The organism is Arthrobacter sp. K41, assembly GCF_059089645.1.
In genome coordinates, this window is the sequence record NZ_JBNHEW010000004.1 from 343,862 (window position 1) to 361,449 (window position 17,588).

Below are 17,588 nucleotides of genomic sequence, written 5' to 3' on the forward strand. Positions count from 1 at the left end.
GTTCCCCTTTCCGCCGTCGAAAAAGCCCCTCCGGTTCGTCAAGAGTCGGAGGGGAAGGCGACCCCATCCGGCAGCACAAAAAGCACGGCCCGTCCTCCGGAAGGACGGGCCGTGTAAGGCGAGGTCTACTTGCCCCTCACCCTGGCTTAGCGGTGGTCGGTACGTGCGGTGTTGCGCGAGAGCAGGATGGCCAGGGCGATCATGGCGATGCCGAGGACGAAGTGGAGCCAGTTGTCCGCGTTGTTGACGGGCACGAAGTTGGCCGGGGTGTCATGACCGATAACGAGGCCGTAGAGCCAGAGGACCAGGTAGACGACTCCGCCGTAGAGGAGGAAGTTGCGCGCCTGACCGTGAGTGCGGGACATCAGGATGCCGGCCACGCCGAACAGCAGGTGGACGATGTTGTGCAGGACCGAGACCTGGAAGATGCCCAGGAGAAGTGCCTCCGAGCCATGTCCGGCAAATGAGAGTGCCCCGTAATTGCTGGTGATGCCCGGGATGAACCCGAGGATTCCTACCAGCAGGAAGACTGCACCTACTGCCTGCGCTGCTTTCTGGAGGGTTGTTTTGGGTCCGGTTGTCCGGTTTGTTGTAGCCATGGGTGTGCTCCTGGTTCATTGAGGTTTGTGCTTGTGATGTCCGGCGGCGGCAGGGCCGATGCGCCTGGATGGCGGCTTCGGGCTGTGCCCCGGGAAAGGGGAGTGTGCTCGGTGTTCCTGAGCTGGATGATGTGTTGTTCGAGTTGGCGGCGGAACTCAACCTCGGCTTCGGCTTCCGGTGATGCCTGAACCAGGTCCTCAGCCGTGGAAAGGGCCGCCCGTCCAGCTTCCGTAAGTTGGATGTTCGCGCTTCGGCCGTCCCTTCCCGGTTCTTTAGCAAGGAACCCGAGCTCGTGCAGGCGCCGCAGAACCTTGCCCAGGCTTTGCTTGCTTACACAAAGCAGCGCGGCCACGTCAGAGGCTGTGGTGGGTTCAAGTTCCGCCACTGCCTCCAGCGCGTCGAGTGCGCCTTTGGTAAGTCGGAGGCGGGAAAGTTTGCGGTTGAGCTGGCGTTCCGTGAGCCGGGCGGCGATGCTGACAAGCCGGTGAGTGGCCCACTGCTCCGGCTCCCACCGCGGAAGAGCGTTCATATGCCGCGGGCCACCGGCTGGCAACTGCTGGTCCGGTTCCGGTTGCCGTCCCGCAGGATCGCGGGGCGGCTTCCGGACCCTGTCCTGGCCGCTCACGCGTTCGCGACGTTGTCCTTGGCGTCAGTGGCGCGGTCTTTGACGTCGGTGACGGCGCTTTGGCCTTCGTTTTTGACGTTTTGGGCGGCGTCAGTGGCGGTGGCCTTGACGCTTTGGATGGCTTCCTGGGCTGGTTCCTTCAGGTCCTGGACGACGTCTTTGGCGGCGTCGGTGACCTTTCCGGCCAGGGGTTCGGCAGCGGTTTTGAGCTGCTGGGCCGCTTCGCGTTCTTTCTGGCTGGCCGGGATCAGGGAGGAGATGAGCATCCCGGCGCCGAACGCGATCAGCCCGGCGGCCAGCGGGTTGCCCTGGGCCTGGGCTTTGACCTGTGCCGGTGCGTGGGAGATCGCGGTTCCGGCGTCGGAGAGTTTGGCGCTGACGTTGTCCTTGGCCCCGTGGAGGGTATCGCCGGTGCTGTGCAGGGCGTTCCCGGTGTGCCCGGTCCCGGAGGAGACCTTGTCCTGGACTGTGGAGGTGGCCGAGGAGACCTTGTCCTGGACGGTGGAGGTGGCCGAGTCTGCTGCTCCCATGATTTTCTCCTTAACCCCGCTGACCGCGTCCTTCACGGTGTCTTTGACTTTGTCGGTCTGGCGCTGGACAACGTTGGCCGGGGTGACCTTGTCCGCGACCGCGTCCACGTTGGTGCCAAGGCGCGCACGGGTTTCTTCGATTTCCTGACGGATTGCATCCGGGTTATCGCTCATCGGTTTACCTCACCTGGTTTTAGGGTTGGGGGAATTTCAGAAAGTGTTTCGCCCGTCTGGGGCAGGCCCTGGATCTGTTTGAGTTCCTTGCGGCCGATCGAGGCCAGGACCGCGGCGATGATGCCCCAGATCACGGCGACGATCACAGCGGCCCAGCCCAGCGGCATCAGCGCGCCCAGGGCGAACATCAGCCCCAGGGACAGGAACACCAGGACGAAGTGCCCGGCCACGCCGGCGCCGGCGAGCATCCCGCCGCCCTTGCCTGCCTTCGTGGCGGACTGCTTCAGCTCGGCCTTGGCGAGGGCGACTTCCTGGCGCATCAGGGTGGACAGGTCCCGGGTGACATCACCGAGCAACTCACCCAGGGACGTGTTGTCCGCCTTCACATGCGCCTCACTCGGAGCAGGCTCCGGAATTTGGCTACTCACAGGTGGCGTCCTTCCCTCGTCTGGAAATCGTTATACGGCTCATCCACGTCCGCCAGCGGTACGCCGCCTGCCTCGGTGTCCGAGAAAACAGGCTGTCCCGGTTCCCCGTAAATGGTGTCACCGTAGGTGGCCGGGACAACCGCCTCTCCGGGGAATGGCTCATCGATTCCCGCTGTCACCAGCGGCGCAGCAGCCAACGGTGGCTGTGCGGGCTGGGGCGGGATGGCTGCCGTTCCTGCAGCCGGAGCTCCGGCGGTGAGCCCACGGGTGAGGCGGCCTGCGAGGATGCCGGCGCCTGCGGCCAGCAGCAGGAAAGTGCCGGGCTTGTTGCGGGCGAAGGTCTGAACCTCGCTCAACAGCGAGGCCGCATCCTTGTTCTCAACCCAGGAAGCAATAGAGGAGGTACGGTCAGCGGCCTGGCGGATCAGGTCACTGGCAATGCCCGGCTGATCCGGGGCATCAGCCATGCTCTGCAGCTGGCTGGAAATGGTGCGGATCCCCTCGGCAGCCTTCTGCTGCTGGGTGCCGGCCTGGCTGGAAAGCCCTGACTTGGCCTGCGACAGCAGATCCTGCGCACTGGACTTCGCCTCGGAAGCGACGTTGGCCACTTCTTCCTTCGCGGTCTGCGCTACACCCTGCGCCGCCGATGCTGCCTGGCCGGCCACATTCGACGCCTCTTCCTTGGCGGCCTGCTTCTTGGAGCTGGTGCCGTCCTGGCCTGTTGGGGGAACGGTCGGTGCTGCATTCCCGTACTGGTCAAGGGTGCCCGGGGCAGAAGCCGAGGGCCACTGGTTCTCCGTCATCATCACTCGCTTTCGTAGAAGGCAACTAATTAGTAAGCATGTTTACTATCTACATACTAAGCACACTTGTTATTTCCAGCGCAAGACAGCCCTCTGCCGTGGACATCGCTGCGATCGCACTTGACCAGCGATAACTCCCGTGGGTCCCAGGCTTCCCGGCGACCCCGCACTAGTATCTGAGGCAGGATAAGGTCACTCGATATGGGGTCATTGAAGAATGCCCGTAGCGGCAACGGCAGCCGATTCAACAGTGATTTGCCGGAACAACGTCACGGTTTCCGGTCGGCTCGGATCCACGCTGCAGTCCTAATGCCGGTGGGTGACCAAAATCTGTATTCCACCCACTGCATACCGCAGTCTGGCATCGCGGGCGCGGTGTCCGAGATAGCGGTTGAAATTACCGCTGGAGACGATCAGCGCCGGGCCGCGCTGATCCCGGCGTCGCGGTCCCCGGTCTCGACAGGGGACCCCGTCGTCGTCCGCGTCATCATCTTCAGCGCCCACGAACGCCGGTTATACGAGAAGGAACTGGTGACAGCTCTCCGGGCAGCAGAGGAATCCGAGGTCCGCCGTGCCGAGGGAGAGAAGAAGCTGCAGCGGCTCGCCCTGCAGGATGCCCTCACCGGGCTCCCTGACAGGACAGGCCTGAAGGCGGAGCTGGACCAGCGGCACTCCGGCGGCCTGGCGGAAGGAGACAGCAGGCTGGCGGCGCTCTTTATCGACCTGGACCATGTCAAGGCCGTCAATGACAGCCTGGGGCACGGCTTCGGTGCAGACTCGGGAGATTCAGTGATCGTGGGCAGCTGCATCAACCTGGCTGCATGGCTGGACGCCAATGACGCGGCAAACCGGCCCGCGCTTGACGACCTTTTCCCTCAAACTATGAGTGCAGCTACCCGTCTATTCGGATACAGCTGCACTCAAAGTTTGTGGAAAATCTGGAAGAAGAAGAAAGTTTGTGGCGGCATCCTGGCCCGATGAGTGGGCGCTGCGGGTGCCTTGCCTGTATTGCTTTAGGCCGCGATCAGAGCGCGCCGGGCCGGAGCGTGCTCCCGGCGCGGCGCCAGCACACTGATGGTGCAAGGCGCCTGCTGCGGATCGATCCTGGCCGGCAGGTGGTGGGTTTCCGAAGCGGTATAAAGCATTTCCAGCGCTTCTTCATCCACCCGTGCGTGGCTGATGTCCAGCTTCAGGTCCAGGCCTTCCCGTAAGGAGTTAGCCCGCTTAACTACTACATAAAGTGCGTTTACGCTGTGGACGGTGATATGCCCCTTTGCAATCACCAGAGCCTTGGCGTGGTCGAGATCTACACGGACAACGATGTTGAGCTTGGAGTTCAAGTTGTAAAGCCTTCCCCGGCATTTGGCTGCGACGCTGCAGCTTCTTGCTATGGCCTGTTTCTTAAGCCTTATCCAGAGTAATGGGCGAATGTGACCCACGCAACAGTTACGTATTTATTACACCAATTGGGGATGCTGGTGTTGTGACAGAGGCCCCGGGCAGTTCCGCCCGAGGCCTCGAATTTCCGGACCGGCTAGACCACCGCCTCGGGAAGACTTCCGGTCAGTACCGTCACCGGAGCGGATGACCAGCGCCCGCGCTCGGGCTCATAGGAGATGACCACGGAGGCGTCGCTGTTCCGCACCTCATCTATGGCGAGCAGGAGGGCGTCCTCAAGATGCCGCGCATATTCCAGCCGCTCAGCCAACGTTCCCCGAAGTTCGCTGTCATCGATCAACGCGTGGCTCTTGCCGTCCACGATGACCTTCAGCAAATACCCCTGGTCCTCGTGAAGGGATCCGCGGGTTGATGTAATCTCGGTGACTTTGTCTGCCCGGACCAGCCCGTTGCCGAGCGTACGGATCCACACTTCACCCATGAAATAAACCTCCCCTTCGGCCGTGGGCGCGAATCAGCACCCATAAGGCAAACGGTAGTCCTTCACAAGGGTTTTGTGACCCCCACACTTCGGCTTTTCTATCTCCTGCAGACGGCCCCCCTAGGATAAATCTGATGACTTCCCCGGACGCCCCCGAGCCCTTCAGCCTTCGCAGCATCGCGGTGGCGGCTTTTGGGCCCACGCTGCTCTTCGGGGTGGGGCAGGGGGCCATTCTTCCGGTGGTGGCGCTGACTGCGCGCGACCTGGGCGCCACCGTTGCCGCGGCGGCCCTGATCGTCACGCTGATGGGGCTCGGCTCCTGGATTCTCAACCTTCCCGCCTCCCTGGTAACCCTGAAATTCGGTGAGCGCTGGGCGATTGTGGGCGCGGCCATCGCTGCCGGCCTGGCCCTTGCCGCGGCCGGGGTGTCCTCCCTGGTCCCCAACGGGCTGTGGCTGCTCGCCGTGGCGATGGCCGTCGTCGGCATGTCCGGGGCAGTGTTCGGCCTGGCGCGGCAGAAATACCTCACGGAAGCCGTTCCTGTGGCGTTCCGTGCGCGGGCGCTGTCCACGCTGGGCGGCGTCAACAGGATCGGTCTGTTCATCGGCCCCTTTTTGGGTGCGGCCGTAATGCAGTTTTTCGGGATCGGTGGTGCCTACTGGGTGGGCGTGGTGGCGATGGCCGCCGCGGCGGTGTTGTCCCTCACCATTCCCGACCTCAAGCCGGCGGAAACGCACGACGGCGGAACACCAGGGCCGGGGCCGACCCTCCGCAGCGTTGCGGTCTCCCACGCCGGCGTGTTCCTCAGCGTTGGCGTGGGAATCCTCCTGCTGAGCGCCCTGCGCTCCTCACGGCAGGTGGTCATCCCGCTGTGGGCAGACCACCTGGGAATGGACGCCACTTCTGCCTCCCTGGTCTATGGGCTGTCCGGGGCTATCGACATGCTGGTGTTCTATCCCGCCGGCAAGCTCATGGACCGGAAAGGCCGCCAGTTTGTGGCCGTCCCATCCACGCTGATCATGGGCACTGCGCTGCTGCTGATACCGCTGACCGGGTCTTTTGTGGCGCTGCTGCTGGCCGCACTGCTCATAGGGTTCGGCAACGGCATCAGTTCCGGGCTGGTCATGACCCTGGGCGCTGACTTTTCCCCGGACCGGGGCCGCGGCCAGTTCCTGGGCCTGTGGCGTTTTATGGCCGACGCCGGTTCCACCGCCGGGCCTGTCCTTCTTTCCGGGGTGACGGCCCTGGCGTCCCTGGGCGCGGGGATCTCAGCCACAGCCGTCCTGGGGTTCGCGGCGGCGGCCGTGTTCGCCGTCGTGATTCCCCGGCTCAGGCACCGGCGCAACTACTGACAGGGTTCTGGCACAGCTGCCTGTTTCGGCCGGGGATTGCTGGGTAACGGCCTCGGCGCGGTTATCCTCAACAGATGAGTGAAACGGGCACGCCCACTCGAACCAGCCCCCTGCAAAAGGGTTTGTGGTGGTTGCAGGACTATTTATATGCCGGCGCGTGGCAGGTCCGTGGCATGTTCTCCCGGGTGCAGCCCGGCTCGTTCCACCAGGGCCACCGCACTCCAGTGGTGATCATTCCCGGGGTTTACGAAAACTGGCAGTTCATGCTGCCCCTCATCCAGTGCATCCACGACGCCGGCCATCCCGTGCACGTGGTAACGGTGCTGCAGCGAAACAGCCTAGACGTCCCCGCAGCCGCCCGGCTCGTTGCCCAGCACCTGGAGGAGGCCGGGCTGCGGGACGCAGCCATCGTGGCGCACAGCAAAGGCGGGCTCATTGGCAAGTACGCCATGCTGAACCTGGACCCGGAGCACCGCATCCACCGGATGATCGCCGTGTGCACGCCATTTTCAGGATCGCGCTATGCCAAGTACATGCTGCTTCCCAGCCTGCGGATCTTTTCGCCGCGCAACGCCCTAACCCTCCAGCTGGCACGCGAGGAGACCATCAACACCAGGATCACGTCCATCTACGGGCCGTTTGATCCGCACATACCGGAGGGCAGCGTCCTGCCGGGGGGCACCAATATTGAACTGCCCACGGCCGGCCACTTCCGGATCCTGGGGGATCCCGAAACTTCGAGGATCATCGTGGAGCAGCTGAACCTTCCTGCGTGAGCGGGAGTGCCGCCGCTCCTGTCCGCCGGATGCCGTGCTTGCAGGGTCGGGGCTGCAGGCATCCTCCTGAACCTCTTAGGCTGGTCAAGGATTGGCGACCGAAAGGGGTAACACTGTGACGTCCACCGGCGGGAAGCGGGCTGTTCCGGAAGAGCCGGACCACTCGCGGTCCAGCAGCGCGGAAGTGCGGCGGCAAAGCAGGTGGGCCACCGTGCTGGCGGTCCTGCAGCGGCTGCTGTATCTGGTGGTGACCATCGCCGTCGGCTGGGCGGTGTACTACTTCCTCCTCGCCAGGCTGTCGCGCGGGCTTGAGCAGGCATGGGTCTTCCTGCCGGTGTGGCTGATCCTGGCGTACGCCCTGCTGCCGCGCATCCACAAAATCCTGAGCAGCCTGTACATTCCGGACTACTTCATAGGGCGGACAAGAACGGGCGACGGCGTACTGGGCGATCCCGTGAACCTCGCCGTGGTAGGCCCCAAGGAGGAGCTGCGGCAGGCGATGCAGACGGCAGGGTGGGTGGAAGCCGACCCCATCACCCCCAGCACCGCGTGGCGCACCCTGACGTCGACTGTCCTTGCGCGCAGCTACCCGCACGCCCCGGTCAGCTCGCTCTACGTTTTCGGTAACAAGCAGGACCTCGCGTTCCAACGCGAAATCGAGGGCAACCCGCGTAAACGGCACCACGTGCGGTTCTGGAAATGCCCGGAAGGCTGGATGCTGCCCGGCGGGCTGGCCGTGGACTGGGTAGGGGCCGGCACCTATGACCGGAGCGTGGGACTCTCCCTGTTCACCTTCCAAATCACGCACAAGATTGCTGACCGCACGGACGAGGAACGCGACTTCATCATCGAAACCCTCCGCTCGGCCAACGCTGTTGAGTCCGTGCACGTGATCCGCAACTACTACAGCGGCTACCACCACCGCAACGGCGGCGGCGATGCCATCCGGACCGATGGCCACCTGCCCATCATCGACCTTCACCCGCCAGACCGGCTGCGGAAGGCAAAGTAAGCCTGCGCGGCTCCGAGGGGGAGGGGCCGGGGAGGGCTGTTGACTCAACCGGGGGTATGGGAACCTTATTGGAGGGGTCCGTTTCGCGGTGGCAGGAGGACTGTAGTGAGAATCGCCTCCGGGCAGTTCAGCGCCGGCAGGGACCCTCGCCGGAACCTGCTGCACATCGGGCAACTGATGGAAACCGCAGCCCTGGGCAACGCGGACTTGTTGGTGCTCCCCGAGTCCAGCCTCTACGCCAGCACCGAGCCCCCGAGCGTCCTGGCCAATGTGGCAGAGCCCCTGGACGGGCCGTTCGTGGGAGGCATCGCCGCGCTCGCAAAGGGCCTGCACTTGCCAGTGGTGGTGGGAACTACCGAGGCCAACCCCACAGGTCTGCCATACAACACCCTGGTGGCCCTTGACGCTGAGGGGGCCATCCAGGGCACCTACCGCAAAGCCCACCTCTATGACGCCTTCGGTTACAGCGAAAGCGCCGGAATCAGCCAGGGAACCATCGGCCCACCTGACCTGCTCTCCTACGGCCAGCTGCGCCTCGGCATGCTCACCTGCTACGACCTTCGGTTCCCGGAGAGCGCCCGCTTCCTGATCGACGCCGGAGCAAACGTCCTGCTGCTGCCGGCCATGTGGATTGCCGGTCCGGGCAAAGAGGACCACTGGAACACCCTGGTCCGCGCCCGCGCCATAGAAAACACCTCCTATGTGGTGACGGCCAACCAGTCAGGACCCCTTGCCACCGCATATTCGATCATGGTTGACCCTTTCGGCGTGGTCATTGCCAACGCGGGCGAAGCGCCCGGAATGGTCTTCGCCGAGCTTGAACCTGGACGGATCGCGGCAGTTCGGAGCCGCGTGCCGTCCCTGCTGAACCGCCGCTTCAGCGTCATCCCCCGCACCAACGGGTGAGACCGTGGGTAGAGCCTGAAAAATGTGATCCTCTCGACACCTCGAATTGACCGCGACGAAACATTCCGGGCCCTTTGCAGCCATAGCATTAATGCAGAGAAATTCCCCGGAAGGACCACAGTGCAAACAACCGACGCCGCGATGAAACCCATCATCGGACTCACCACGTACCTCGAGCAGGCCGGTACCGATGGATGCGGCACGGTCAGGGCGGCATTCCTGCCCGAGACATACCTGAACCCCATCATCGCAGCGGGCGGTGTCCCCATCCTCCTGCCACCCCAGCCGGTGGTGGCAGGAATGATTGAACAGCTCGTGAACAGGCTCGATGGTTTGGTGGTTCCAGGCGGATGGGACGTGGATCCGGCACTGTACGGCCAGGCAGCCCACCCTGAAACTGACGAGCCCCGCCCGGAGCGTGATGCCTGGGAGCAGGCCCTGATCCAGGAAGCGATCCGGCAGGACGTTCCACTGCTCTGCATCTGCCGGGGGGAGCAGCTGCTCAACGTGACACTTGGCGGCAGCCTCCACCAGCACCTGCCCGACGTCATCGGAAACGGGCAGTACCAGCTCGGCGGTTACAACTTCAACCAGATCGCCGTCGAAATCAGGTCCGGCTCCCGCCTTGAAGAACTGATTGGTGCCAACCCCGGACCCGTCCCGGTGTCCCATCATCAGGCTGTGGACAGACTCGGTGAGGGCCTCGTGGCTGCTGCCTGGAGCGAGGATCAGGTGGTGGAGGCTGTTGAATATCCGGCCAGTACCTTCACGATGGGCATCCAGTGGCACCCGGAGGAGCTTCCCGAGGACTTCGGCATTTTCCGGGGGTTCGTTGAAGCAGCCCGCGGTAAGTTCCTGTCCCGGCTCCTGCCGGCCACCCCGCCGTCGTCGGTCTCCGCAGAGTCGGTGGTGACAAGCCCGGCCACGGGCGCTATCTCCATACAGCCCGGCGCCTTTTAGGGCTCCGTGCCCCGGCACGGAGTCCCGCCCGGATCCCTGCCTAGCAGCCAGGTGACAAGGCTGTGGGCACTTGTCTTGCGGGCAGGAACTAAGCCTGCTTACTATGTGAGGGTTATGGGAGGTTGAGCAAACGCCCTGGGATCCATACAAGGAGCATCGTGGCTTACCTTATCCAATACGGCTGTGCACTCGCAGGCGGGCGGTTGCCGGTTGTTACACCCTGCGGGGTGGTCCGATGACGCGTAGGGTCGGGGTTGAGGAAGAGTTCCTTATTGTCGACGCCGGCGGGAACCCTGTGCCACTGGGCGAGGTCCTCGAACAGCTGAGCGACTTTCCCCGCCTCACCAGCGAGATGAAGCAGGAGCAGATCGAAACCTGCACCCTTCCCCGGACCAGCCTTTTAGACGTGGCGCAGGACCTTACAACAGGGCGGGCGAGTGCCGACGCTGCAGCCCGGCGGGTGGGAGCACGAGCCGTAGCTTTGGCAACCTCGCCGATGCCCGTACAGTCCACCATCGCGCCCGGTGAGCGGTGCGCGGCCCTGATGGAACGGTTCGGTCTTACTGCCGCAGAGCAGCTGACCGGCGGCTGCCACGTGCACGTGGAGATTGAGTCGGACGAGGAAGGCGTCGCCATCCTTGACCGAATCAGGATCTGGATGCCCGTCCTGCAGGCGCTCAGCAGCAACTCGCCGTACTGGAACGGTGTGGACTCGAGCTTCGCGAGTTACCGTGCCCAGGCCTGGAACCGGTGGCCAACCACGGGACCGGCGGAAATTTACGGTTCAGCCGCCGCCTACCACCATGAGATGCAGCAGATGCTCAGCTCAGGGGTACCACTTGATCAAGCAAACCTTTACCTGGACGCCCGGCTGAGCCACAAACATCCCACCGTTGAGGTCAGGGTGGCCGACGTCTGCCTGTTCGCCGACGACACCGTCCTCATCGCCGCCCTGGTGCGCGCCCTGGCTGAGACGGCGGCACGGCAGTGGCGTGACGGCGTTGGCCCCGTTCCGGCGTCGGCTACCCGGCTGCGGCTTGCCGCGTGGCAGGCGAGCCGTTATGGACTGGACGGTGAGCTGGCCGATCCATTGACGGGTTCTCTGCGCGGCGCCTTCGAGGTTGCACTTGCGCTGCTGGACCACCTGCGCCCGGTGCTCGAGGAGCAGGGTGAGTACAGCACTGTGGAGTTCCTCCTGTTCCAGGTTCTGGACCGGGGGACCGGCGCTGCAGTTCAGCGCAGCTCCTATGCCGAATCGGCCAGCCTCAGGGACGTGGTGGCCGACGCCGTCCACATCACTGCGCTGCCCGCCACTCCGCTGCAGGAGGTGGAGAACCGGCTTTTGCAGAACCAACTGACGTAGAGCTTGGAAAGTGGAGGGCTGGGGCTCCTCACGTGCTGCACAGGTTGCAGTCAACGCAGGAACGAGGACACCAGCATGTGCGGTATAGCCGGCGAGATCGCCTTCAACGGGAGAGCGCCTTCCCTGGAGCCGGTTTTGAAGATGATGGGGGCCATGACATCCCGGGGGCCCGACGGGGAGGGGACCTGGGAATCGGGCTGGGTAGCCTTGGGACACCAACGGCTCAGCATTATCGACCTGTCCGAAGCAGGGGCGCAGCCAATGCTCGACGACAGCGGCCTCGCCATCGCGTTCAACGGCTGCATCTACAACTACAAGGAATTGCGCCGGGAACTGGAGCCTGAGTTCACCTTCCGTTCCACCAGCGACACCGAAGTCATCCTGAAGGCCTACCGCAAGTGGGGCGATGACTTTGTGCACCACCTCGTGGGGATGTTCGCGGTTGCCCTTTATGATCCGCAGCGGGAGGAGGTCCTGCTGGTCCGGGACCGGTTGGGCATCAAGCCGGTGTACCTTTCCCACCTGCCGGGCAGGTTGCGGTTCGCGTCCAGCCTGCCGGCGCTCGTCGCCTCTGGCGGGGTAGACACCTCCATTGACGAAGTAGCCCTCCACCACTACCTGAGCTGGCACTCGATAGTTCCGGCACCACGAACCATCCTTCGCGGCATCCAGAAGCTGCCGGCCGCCACCATCCGGACCATCCGTGCGGACGGGACCTGGCACGACCGCGAGTACTGGAAGCCCAGCTACACCCGCCGCCCCGAGCACGAAGGCTGGTCCGCCCGGGAGTGGCAGGACGCTGTCCGCGAATCCCTCAAGACGGCAATACGACGGCGGATGGTGGCCGACGTGCCAGTGGGCGTCCTTCTGTCCGGCGGGCTGGATTCGAGCCTCCTGGTTGCGCTGCTTGCCGAGGAGGGCCAGCACGGGCTGTCCACCTTCAGCATCGGCTTCGACGGCGCGGGCGGGGACTCCGGGAATGAGTTTGCGTATTCGGACCTGGTGGCGCGGGAGTTCGGCACACGGCACGAGCGCCTCCACATCAGCACCGCCGACTTTGCGCCGTCGATTGATGCCGCGGTGGGCGCCATGTCCGAACCCATGGCAAGCCATGACGTGACAGCCTTCCACCTGCTCTCGAAAACTGTTGCTCAACACCTGAAAGTGGTGCAGTGCGGCCAGGGCGCAGATGAGGTGTTCGGCGGGTACGCCTACCATCAGCCGCTGGCGGGGGCAGGCCGCTCCGAAGCACACCAGGTGTTCACCTCAAGCTTCGTCGACCACAGCCACGGGGAGCTCCTGAACATCGTGGAACCCGAGTGGTACTGCGGATCCGATGCCAGCAGCCAGGTCCTGGCCGCAAACCTTGAAGCTTCCGGGGCGGACACCGCCCTGGACGCAGTGCTCCGGCTGGACACGCACCTGCTGATGGTGGACGACCCGGTAAAGCGGCTGGACAACATGACCATGGCCTGGGGCATCGAAGCGCGGGTTCCGTTCCTGGACCACGAACTGGTGGAACTCGCCGCGGCCTGCCCACCTGAGCTCAAGGCGTCCCAGGGCGGGAAAGGCATCCTGAAGGACCTGGGCCGGCAGCTGCTTCCCAAGGCCGTGGTGGACCGTCCCAAGGGTTACTTCCCTGTGCCTGCACTTCAGCACCTGGAGGAACCGTACATGTCCATCGTGCGGGAGGCCCTTCACTCGCCTGAGGCAAAGCAGCGCGGACTGTTCCAACCCACCTTCATCGACGGACTTTTGGCGGACCCCAACACCCGGCGGACCCCGGTCAACAGCAATGTTCTCTGGCAGTTGGCGCTGCTGGAAATGTGGCTCCAGCACCACGGGGTGGGTTAAAGCCGGGGTGACCGTCAGCGCCGAGGCGAGTCCCGGCGTCGTGCGGCGTACGCGAACAGGGCGGTGGTGGCTACCGTGGCCAGGTACCCGGCGATAACAATGAGCGAGATCCCGGCCCAAAAATAGTTGGTGGTGCTCACTTCCTGCCAAGGGGTGGGTGCAATCCGGGCCAGCGAGAACATTGCCACCGCAGCCGAGGCCAGCCCGATCAGCACCGGCAGCGTCAGCCAGATCCGCGCCGAGCCCACATGCGCGCCAAAGCCGTCCCACACGTTCCAGGCTCCGCGGCGGATAATGAGCCAGCCCGCAGGAACCATAAAGGCGCCTACCAGCAGGAACGCGGCCACCACGTCGGCGGGGCGGTGCCACTGATTGATCAGCGTGGACACCCCGGAGGCGATGGCAAACGTTCCGCCCACGAACCCTGCCATCGGGCGCCAGCGCGGGGAAGCCATCAGGAACACGGCAGCCGCCGCCGATGCCGCCAGCGTCGTGTGCCCGGACGGCAGCGAATTTAACTCCAGTGTCACCACGCCTTTGTCAGGCCTGGCCGGCAGCACATCCTTGAGGACCTGCGTGGCGATGTTCGCGGCGATACACGCTGCCACCGCGATGCCGGCTTCGGTCCACCGCTTCCGGATCACCGTGACAAACAGCACCACGACGGCGGACATCACCAGAGAGATGGTGGGCAGCAGGTCCAGGAACCTGGTGCTCGCCTTGCCTGCCGGCCCGTGGATATCGACGGCTTCCACGAGCGCGGACTCGTCAATGAACTGGCCCGTGGTGGTCTGGACGAAGTAGTAATAGGTGGCCATCAGCCCGGCGACGCACGCCAGGGTGGCAAGCACAAACAGGAAGCCCGACCCGGGAGCGGGGCGTGCTGGGGTCCTGGTCTGTGCCTGCCGTTGAAAAGCCATCACTTCAAGGTTGTCACAAAAAGCTGGGATCCTGCCGCATGCTCCCTGGCCGCGGGGCGCCCCGCCAAGGTATCTCTGTCACCGCTTGTACAGTGGGTCCATGCCTACCGCGCCAGTGCCCGATCTCGAGGAACTGCTGGCCGGCGCGCACGTGGTGAACCTGCCCATGCGGGTAAAGTTCCGCGGCATCATGGAGCGGGAGTCACTGCTCCTGCAGGGCCCGGCGGGCTGGGGGGAGTTCTGCCCCTTCCCGGAGTACGGCGATGCCGAAGCGTCCCGGTGGCTGGCTTCTGCTTTTGAGGCAGCGTGGCAGGGTTTTCCTGCTCCGTTGCGTGGCGTAATCCCCGTCAACGCCACCGTTCCTGCTGTTGCTGCCGGGCGGGTGCCCGAGGTCCTTGCCCGCTTCGGCCGGGTGGACGCGGTGAAGGTCAAGGTTGCCGAGCAGGGCCAGACGCTCGACGACGACGCCGCCCGGCTCACCGCCGTCCGTTCCGCCCTGCCTGATGCCGCCATCAGGGTGGATGCCAACGGCGGCTGGGATGTTCCCGCCGCCGTCGAGGCACTCACCCGGCTGGCCGGCGTCGGCCTTGAGTACGCGGAGCAGCCGGTTCCAACCATTGACGGGCTGGCGGAGGTGCGGTTCCGGCTGCGGACTGCCGGAACGCCCGTGCTGATCGCGGCTGATGAAAGCGTCCGCAAGGAAAGCGACCCCCTGCGCGTGGCCCGTGCAGGTGCCGCCGATCTCATCGTGGTTAAGGTGGCGCCGCTCGGGGGAGTGCGGCGCGCGCTGGACCTTGTGGCCCAGGCCGGACTTCCCGCCGTCGTCAGTTCAGCGCTGGACACCTCGGTGGGGATCCGCGCGGGCCTGGCCCTGGCCGCGGCGCTGCCGGAACTGCCGTACGCGTGCGGGCTGGGTACCGTGTCCCTGTTCGAATCGGACATTACCTCGGATCCGCTGGTGGCCGACGACGGCGCCATCCGCCTCCGCGACGTCGCCGCCGACGCCGGGCTGCTGGAGCAGTATGCGGCAACACCTGCGCGCCGGGACTGGTGGCTGGCCCGGCTCCGCCGCGTCCACGCCCTCCTTCCGGCCTGACGCTCTCTCACTTTCCGCATGGATTCTCCTGACGCTCTATCACTTAATGCGCCCTTTTCCGCGACCCTCTCGCGCGTTCCCGCAGGTCACGCGCGGTTAACCGGAACTTCACCTCGGGGACTACTGCGCGTAGAAACCGCCTGACAGGGTGGGCGAACCGCATCAAATTTTTGGAAGGCACCCATGTCTGAAACGACTGCCCGCAAGTTCACCCTGCTGCCGATGCTCGGCCACACGAAGGGCAAGCGCAGCGCCGTCACCTGCGCGCTGAAGTGTGACAACGCGTGCGCCGGCGACGTCTGCAACACCAGCTCCAACAGCTACTTCCGCGACATCGCCTCCGCCACCATGTCCCGCCGCGCCGCACTGGGGTTCGGGGCCGCCGGTGCGCTCGCCGTCGTACTGGGCAGCGCCGTCACTTCACCCGATTCCGCCAACGCCGCGGGCCTGTCCAAGGCCGCCAAGGAAGGCTTCGGCAAGTCCAAGCTGCAGTTCACCGCGATCCCTTCGATTGACGCCTCCGTGGACGCCGTCACCGTTCCGGAAGGTTTCACCTGGCGGCCGGTCATCCGCTGGGGCGACCCGATCTTTAACGACGCGCCGGAGTTTGACCTGCACAACCAGACAGCAGCCGCCCAGGAGAAGCAGTTCGGCTACAACAACGACTACACGGACATCCTGGAGATCCCGGGCAGCAAGGGCCGCCGCGCGGTGCTGTTCGCCAACCACGAGTACACCAACGAGAACATCATGTTCCCGGCCACCATGCCCGCGGATCAGATGCGCGCTGTGGGGGCGGCCGCACACGGCCTCAGCGTGGTGGAGCTCGAGCGGCAGAACAAGAGCAAGCCGTGGAGCTACGTCAAAGGCGCGGAACGGAACCGCCGGTTCCTGAACAACACGGAGTATGAACTGACGGGTCCGGCCGCCGGCTCCTCCCTGGTCAAGACAGTGGAAGACCCTTCAGGCCGCTTCATCAAGGGCACCCTGGGCAACTGCGCCGGCGGCACCACCCCGTGGGGCACCATCCTCTCCGGCGAGGAAAACTTCCAGGGCTATTTCGTTGGCAACGGCACCTCAGCAGGTGACAAGCGGTACGGCATCACCAACAAGCCCACCGCACGCGGCTGGGAACAGGACGAGCCGCGCTGGGATACCCGTAAGTCCGGCTACGAAAACGAAGCCAACCGCTTCGGCTGGATTGTCGAAGTCGACCCGTTCGACCCCACCTCCATGCCCAAGAAGCACTCCATGCTTGGCCGCTTCAAGCACGAGGGCGCGAACGTCATCACCGCCGAGTCCGGACACGTCGTTGCCTACTCGGGTGACGATGAGCGGTTCGACTACCTGTACAAGTTCGTTTCAAAGGACAAGTACATCGAGGGCAACCGCAAGCACAACATGACTCTCCTGTCCGCGGGCAGCCTCTACGTAGCCAAGTTCACCGGCAACTCGCCGGCAACGGAAATCACCGGCACCGGGGCTGTGCCCTCGGACGGCGCCTTTGACGGCACCGGCGAGTGGCTGCCGCTGGTGGTGGACGGCAGGTCAGCGGTGCCCGGCATGTCGGTGGAAGAAGTTCTGGTGTACACCCGGCTGGCTGCGGACAAGGTGGGCCCCACGAAGATGGACCGCTGCGAGGACGTGGAGCCGAGCCTCTTCACCGGCAAGGTGTACGTGGCCTGCACGAACAACTCCAACCGCGGCACGGGCACAAACGAAGGCGCCACAGAAGTAAACCCCCGCAACCAGAACCGCGACGGCCACATCGTGGAAATCACCGAAACCGGCGACCAGACCTCCACCAAGTTCACCTGGAACCTGTTGATGGTCTGCGGCGATCCGGCGCAGGGCGATGTCACCTACTTTTCCGGCTTCCCGGTGGACAAGGTTTCGCCCATTTCCTGCCCGGACAACCTCGCTTTCGACTCCGTGGGCAATCTCTGGATTTCCACCGACGGCGCGCCCTCCGGCATCGGCAGAGCGGACGGTCTGTTCAAGGTCACCCTCGACGGCGCCGAGCGCGGCAAAGTTGAGCAGTTCCTCGCCGTCCCGCGGGACGGTGAGACCTGCGGCCCGATCATCCACGACGAGGAGCGCACCGTCTTCGTTGCCGTGCAGCACCCGGGTGAGGACGGCAAGTTCGAGGCCCAGGTCTCCTTTTTCCCGGACTACGTCCCGGCAGGATCGACCCCCGCCCCCGGCCAGGCGCGCGCGCCACGCCCGTCCGTGATCCAGGTGTTCCGCGCCTAACTCCTGCCCGCGGACAAACGCTCTCTCACCTTCCGCGCGTCTTAACGCAACGCTCTC

At 64.6% G+C, this 17,588-nt stretch carries 18 protein-coding genes; 10 read left to right on the forward strand and 8 right to left on the reverse strand.

Annotation, left to right across the window (positions count from 1 at the left end):
- Positions 1 to 146: 146 nt before the first annotated feature.
- The 5 genes from AC5RTE_RS12245 to AC5RTE_RS12265 form a co-directional block, all read right to left on the reverse strand.
- Positions 147 to 599 (reverse strand): DUF4383 domain-containing protein, encoded by a 453-nt coding sequence (locus AC5RTE_RS12245; RefSeq protein WP_494041663.1) that lies wholly within the window; start codon positions 597 to 599, stop codon positions 147 to 149.
- Positions 536 to 1,129: a MarR family winged helix-turn-helix transcriptional regulator gene (locus tag AC5RTE_RS12250; protein WP_494041664.1), complete on the reverse strand. Its 594-nt coding sequence runs from the start codon at positions 1,127 to 1,129 to the stop codon at positions 536 to 538. Before AC5RTE_RS12250 ends, AC5RTE_RS12245 begins: the two co-directional genes overlap by 64 nt.
- Before the next feature lie 92 nt (positions 1,130 to 1,221).
- Positions 1,222 to 1,929: a DUF3618 domain-containing protein gene (locus AC5RTE_RS12255; protein ID WP_494041665.1), complete on the reverse strand. Its 708-nt coding sequence runs from the start codon at positions 1,927 to 1,929 to the stop codon at positions 1,222 to 1,224.
- Positions 1,926 to 2,357 carry a phage holin family protein gene (locus tag AC5RTE_RS12260; RefSeq protein WP_494041666.1) on the reverse strand — a complete coding sequence of 144 codons (432 nt, stop codon included), beginning with the start codon at positions 2,355 to 2,357 and terminating at the stop codon, positions 1,926 to 1,928. The genes AC5RTE_RS12255 and AC5RTE_RS12260 overlap by 4 nt, the downstream gene beginning before the upstream one ends.
- Positions 2,354 to 3,160 (reverse strand): hypothetical protein, encoded by an 807-nt coding sequence (locus AC5RTE_RS12265; RefSeq protein WP_494041667.1) that lies wholly within the window; start codon positions 3,158 to 3,160, stop codon positions 2,354 to 2,356. The genes AC5RTE_RS12260 and AC5RTE_RS12265 overlap by 4 nt, the downstream gene beginning before the upstream one ends.
- 375 nt (positions 3,161 to 3,535) lie before the next feature.
- Here AC5RTE_RS12265 and AC5RTE_RS12270 point away from each other — a divergent pair, with 375 nt between their 5' ends.
- A complete protein-coding gene (locus tag AC5RTE_RS12270) occupies positions 3,536 to 4,141 on the forward strand; it encodes a diguanylate cyclase domain-containing protein (protein ID WP_494041668.1) in 606 nt (201 codons plus the stop codon).
- A 32-nt stretch (positions 4,142 to 4,173) separates the two neighbouring features.
- Here the strand turns inward: AC5RTE_RS12270 and AC5RTE_RS12275 are convergent, their stop codons facing one another.
- Positions 4,174 to 4,500, reverse strand: coding sequence for a hypothetical protein (locus AC5RTE_RS12275; protein WP_494041669.1), 327 nt, complete (start codon positions 4,498 to 4,500; stop codon positions 4,174 to 4,176).
- 194 nt (positions 4,501 to 4,694) lie between these two features.
- On the reverse strand, positions 4,695 to 5,039 hold the full coding sequence (locus AC5RTE_RS12280) for a hypothetical protein (protein WP_494041670.1): 345 nt from the start codon (positions 5,037 to 5,039) through the stop codon (positions 4,695 to 4,697).
- Positions 5,040 to 5,173: 134 nt separating this feature from the next.
- Between AC5RTE_RS12280 and AC5RTE_RS12285 the strand changes: the two genes are divergently transcribed.
- From AC5RTE_RS12285 to AC5RTE_RS12315, 7 genes are all read left to right on the forward strand, one after another.
- A complete protein-coding gene (locus AC5RTE_RS12285) occupies positions 5,174 to 6,391 on the forward strand; it encodes an MFS transporter (RefSeq protein ID WP_494041671.1) in 1,218 nt (405 codons plus the stop codon).
- A gap of 74 nt (positions 6,392 to 6,465) precedes the next feature.
- Positions 6,466 to 7,167, forward strand: a complete 702-nt coding sequence (locus AC5RTE_RS12290) for an esterase/lipase family protein (RefSeq protein WP_494041672.1) — start codon at positions 6,466 to 6,468, stop codon at positions 7,165 to 7,167.
- Between the two features lie 115 nt (positions 7,168 to 7,282).
- Positions 7,283 to 8,179, forward strand: a complete 897-nt coding sequence (locus AC5RTE_RS12295) for an LssY C-terminal domain-containing protein (RefSeq protein WP_494041673.1) — start codon at positions 7,283 to 7,285, stop codon at positions 8,177 to 8,179.
- A gap of 105 nt (positions 8,180 to 8,284) precedes the next feature.
- A complete protein-coding gene (locus AC5RTE_RS12300) occupies positions 8,285 to 9,085 on the forward strand; it encodes a carbon-nitrogen hydrolase family protein (RefSeq protein WP_494041674.1) in 801 nt (266 codons plus the stop codon).
- Positions 9,086 to 9,205: 120 nt separating this feature from the next.
- Entirely contained in the window at positions 9,206 to 10,045 is an 840-nt protein-coding gene (locus AC5RTE_RS12305; protein WP_494041675.1) for a gamma-glutamyl-gamma-aminobutyrate hydrolase family protein, read from the forward strand.
- Between the two features lie 235 nt (positions 10,046 to 10,280).
- Positions 10,281 to 11,408: a glutamate--cysteine ligase gene (locus tag AC5RTE_RS12310; RefSeq protein WP_494041676.1), complete on the forward strand. Its 1,128-nt coding sequence runs from the start codon at positions 10,281 to 10,283 to the stop codon at positions 11,406 to 11,408.
- Positions 11,409 to 11,483: 75 nt separating this feature from the next.
- Entirely contained in the window at positions 11,484 to 13,262 is a 1,779-nt protein-coding gene (locus AC5RTE_RS12315) for an N-acetylglutaminylglutamine amidotransferase (RefSeq protein WP_494041677.1), read from the forward strand.
- Positions 13,263 to 13,276: 14 nt separating this feature from the next.
- On the opposite strand, the gene AC5RTE_RS12320 is transcribed toward AC5RTE_RS12315, so the two are convergent.
- Entirely contained in the window at positions 13,277 to 14,182 is a 906-nt protein-coding gene (locus AC5RTE_RS12320; RefSeq protein WP_494041678.1) for a phosphatase PAP2 family protein, read from the reverse strand.
- Positions 14,183 to 14,282: 100 nt separating this feature from the next.
- Between AC5RTE_RS12320 and AC5RTE_RS12325 the strand changes: the two genes are divergently transcribed.
- Together AC5RTE_RS12325 and AC5RTE_RS12330 are read left to right on the forward strand one after the other, a co-directional pair.
- A complete protein-coding gene (locus tag AC5RTE_RS12325) occupies positions 14,283 to 15,278 on the forward strand; it encodes an o-succinylbenzoate synthase (RefSeq protein ID WP_494041679.1) in 996 nt (331 codons plus the stop codon).
- 183 nt (positions 15,279 to 15,461) lie between these two features.
- Positions 15,462 to 17,531 (forward strand): PhoX family protein, encoded by a 2,070-nt coding sequence (locus AC5RTE_RS12330; protein ID WP_494041680.1) that lies wholly within the window; start codon positions 15,462 to 15,464, stop codon positions 17,529 to 17,531.
- Positions 17,532 to 17,588: the final 57 nt, after the last annotated feature.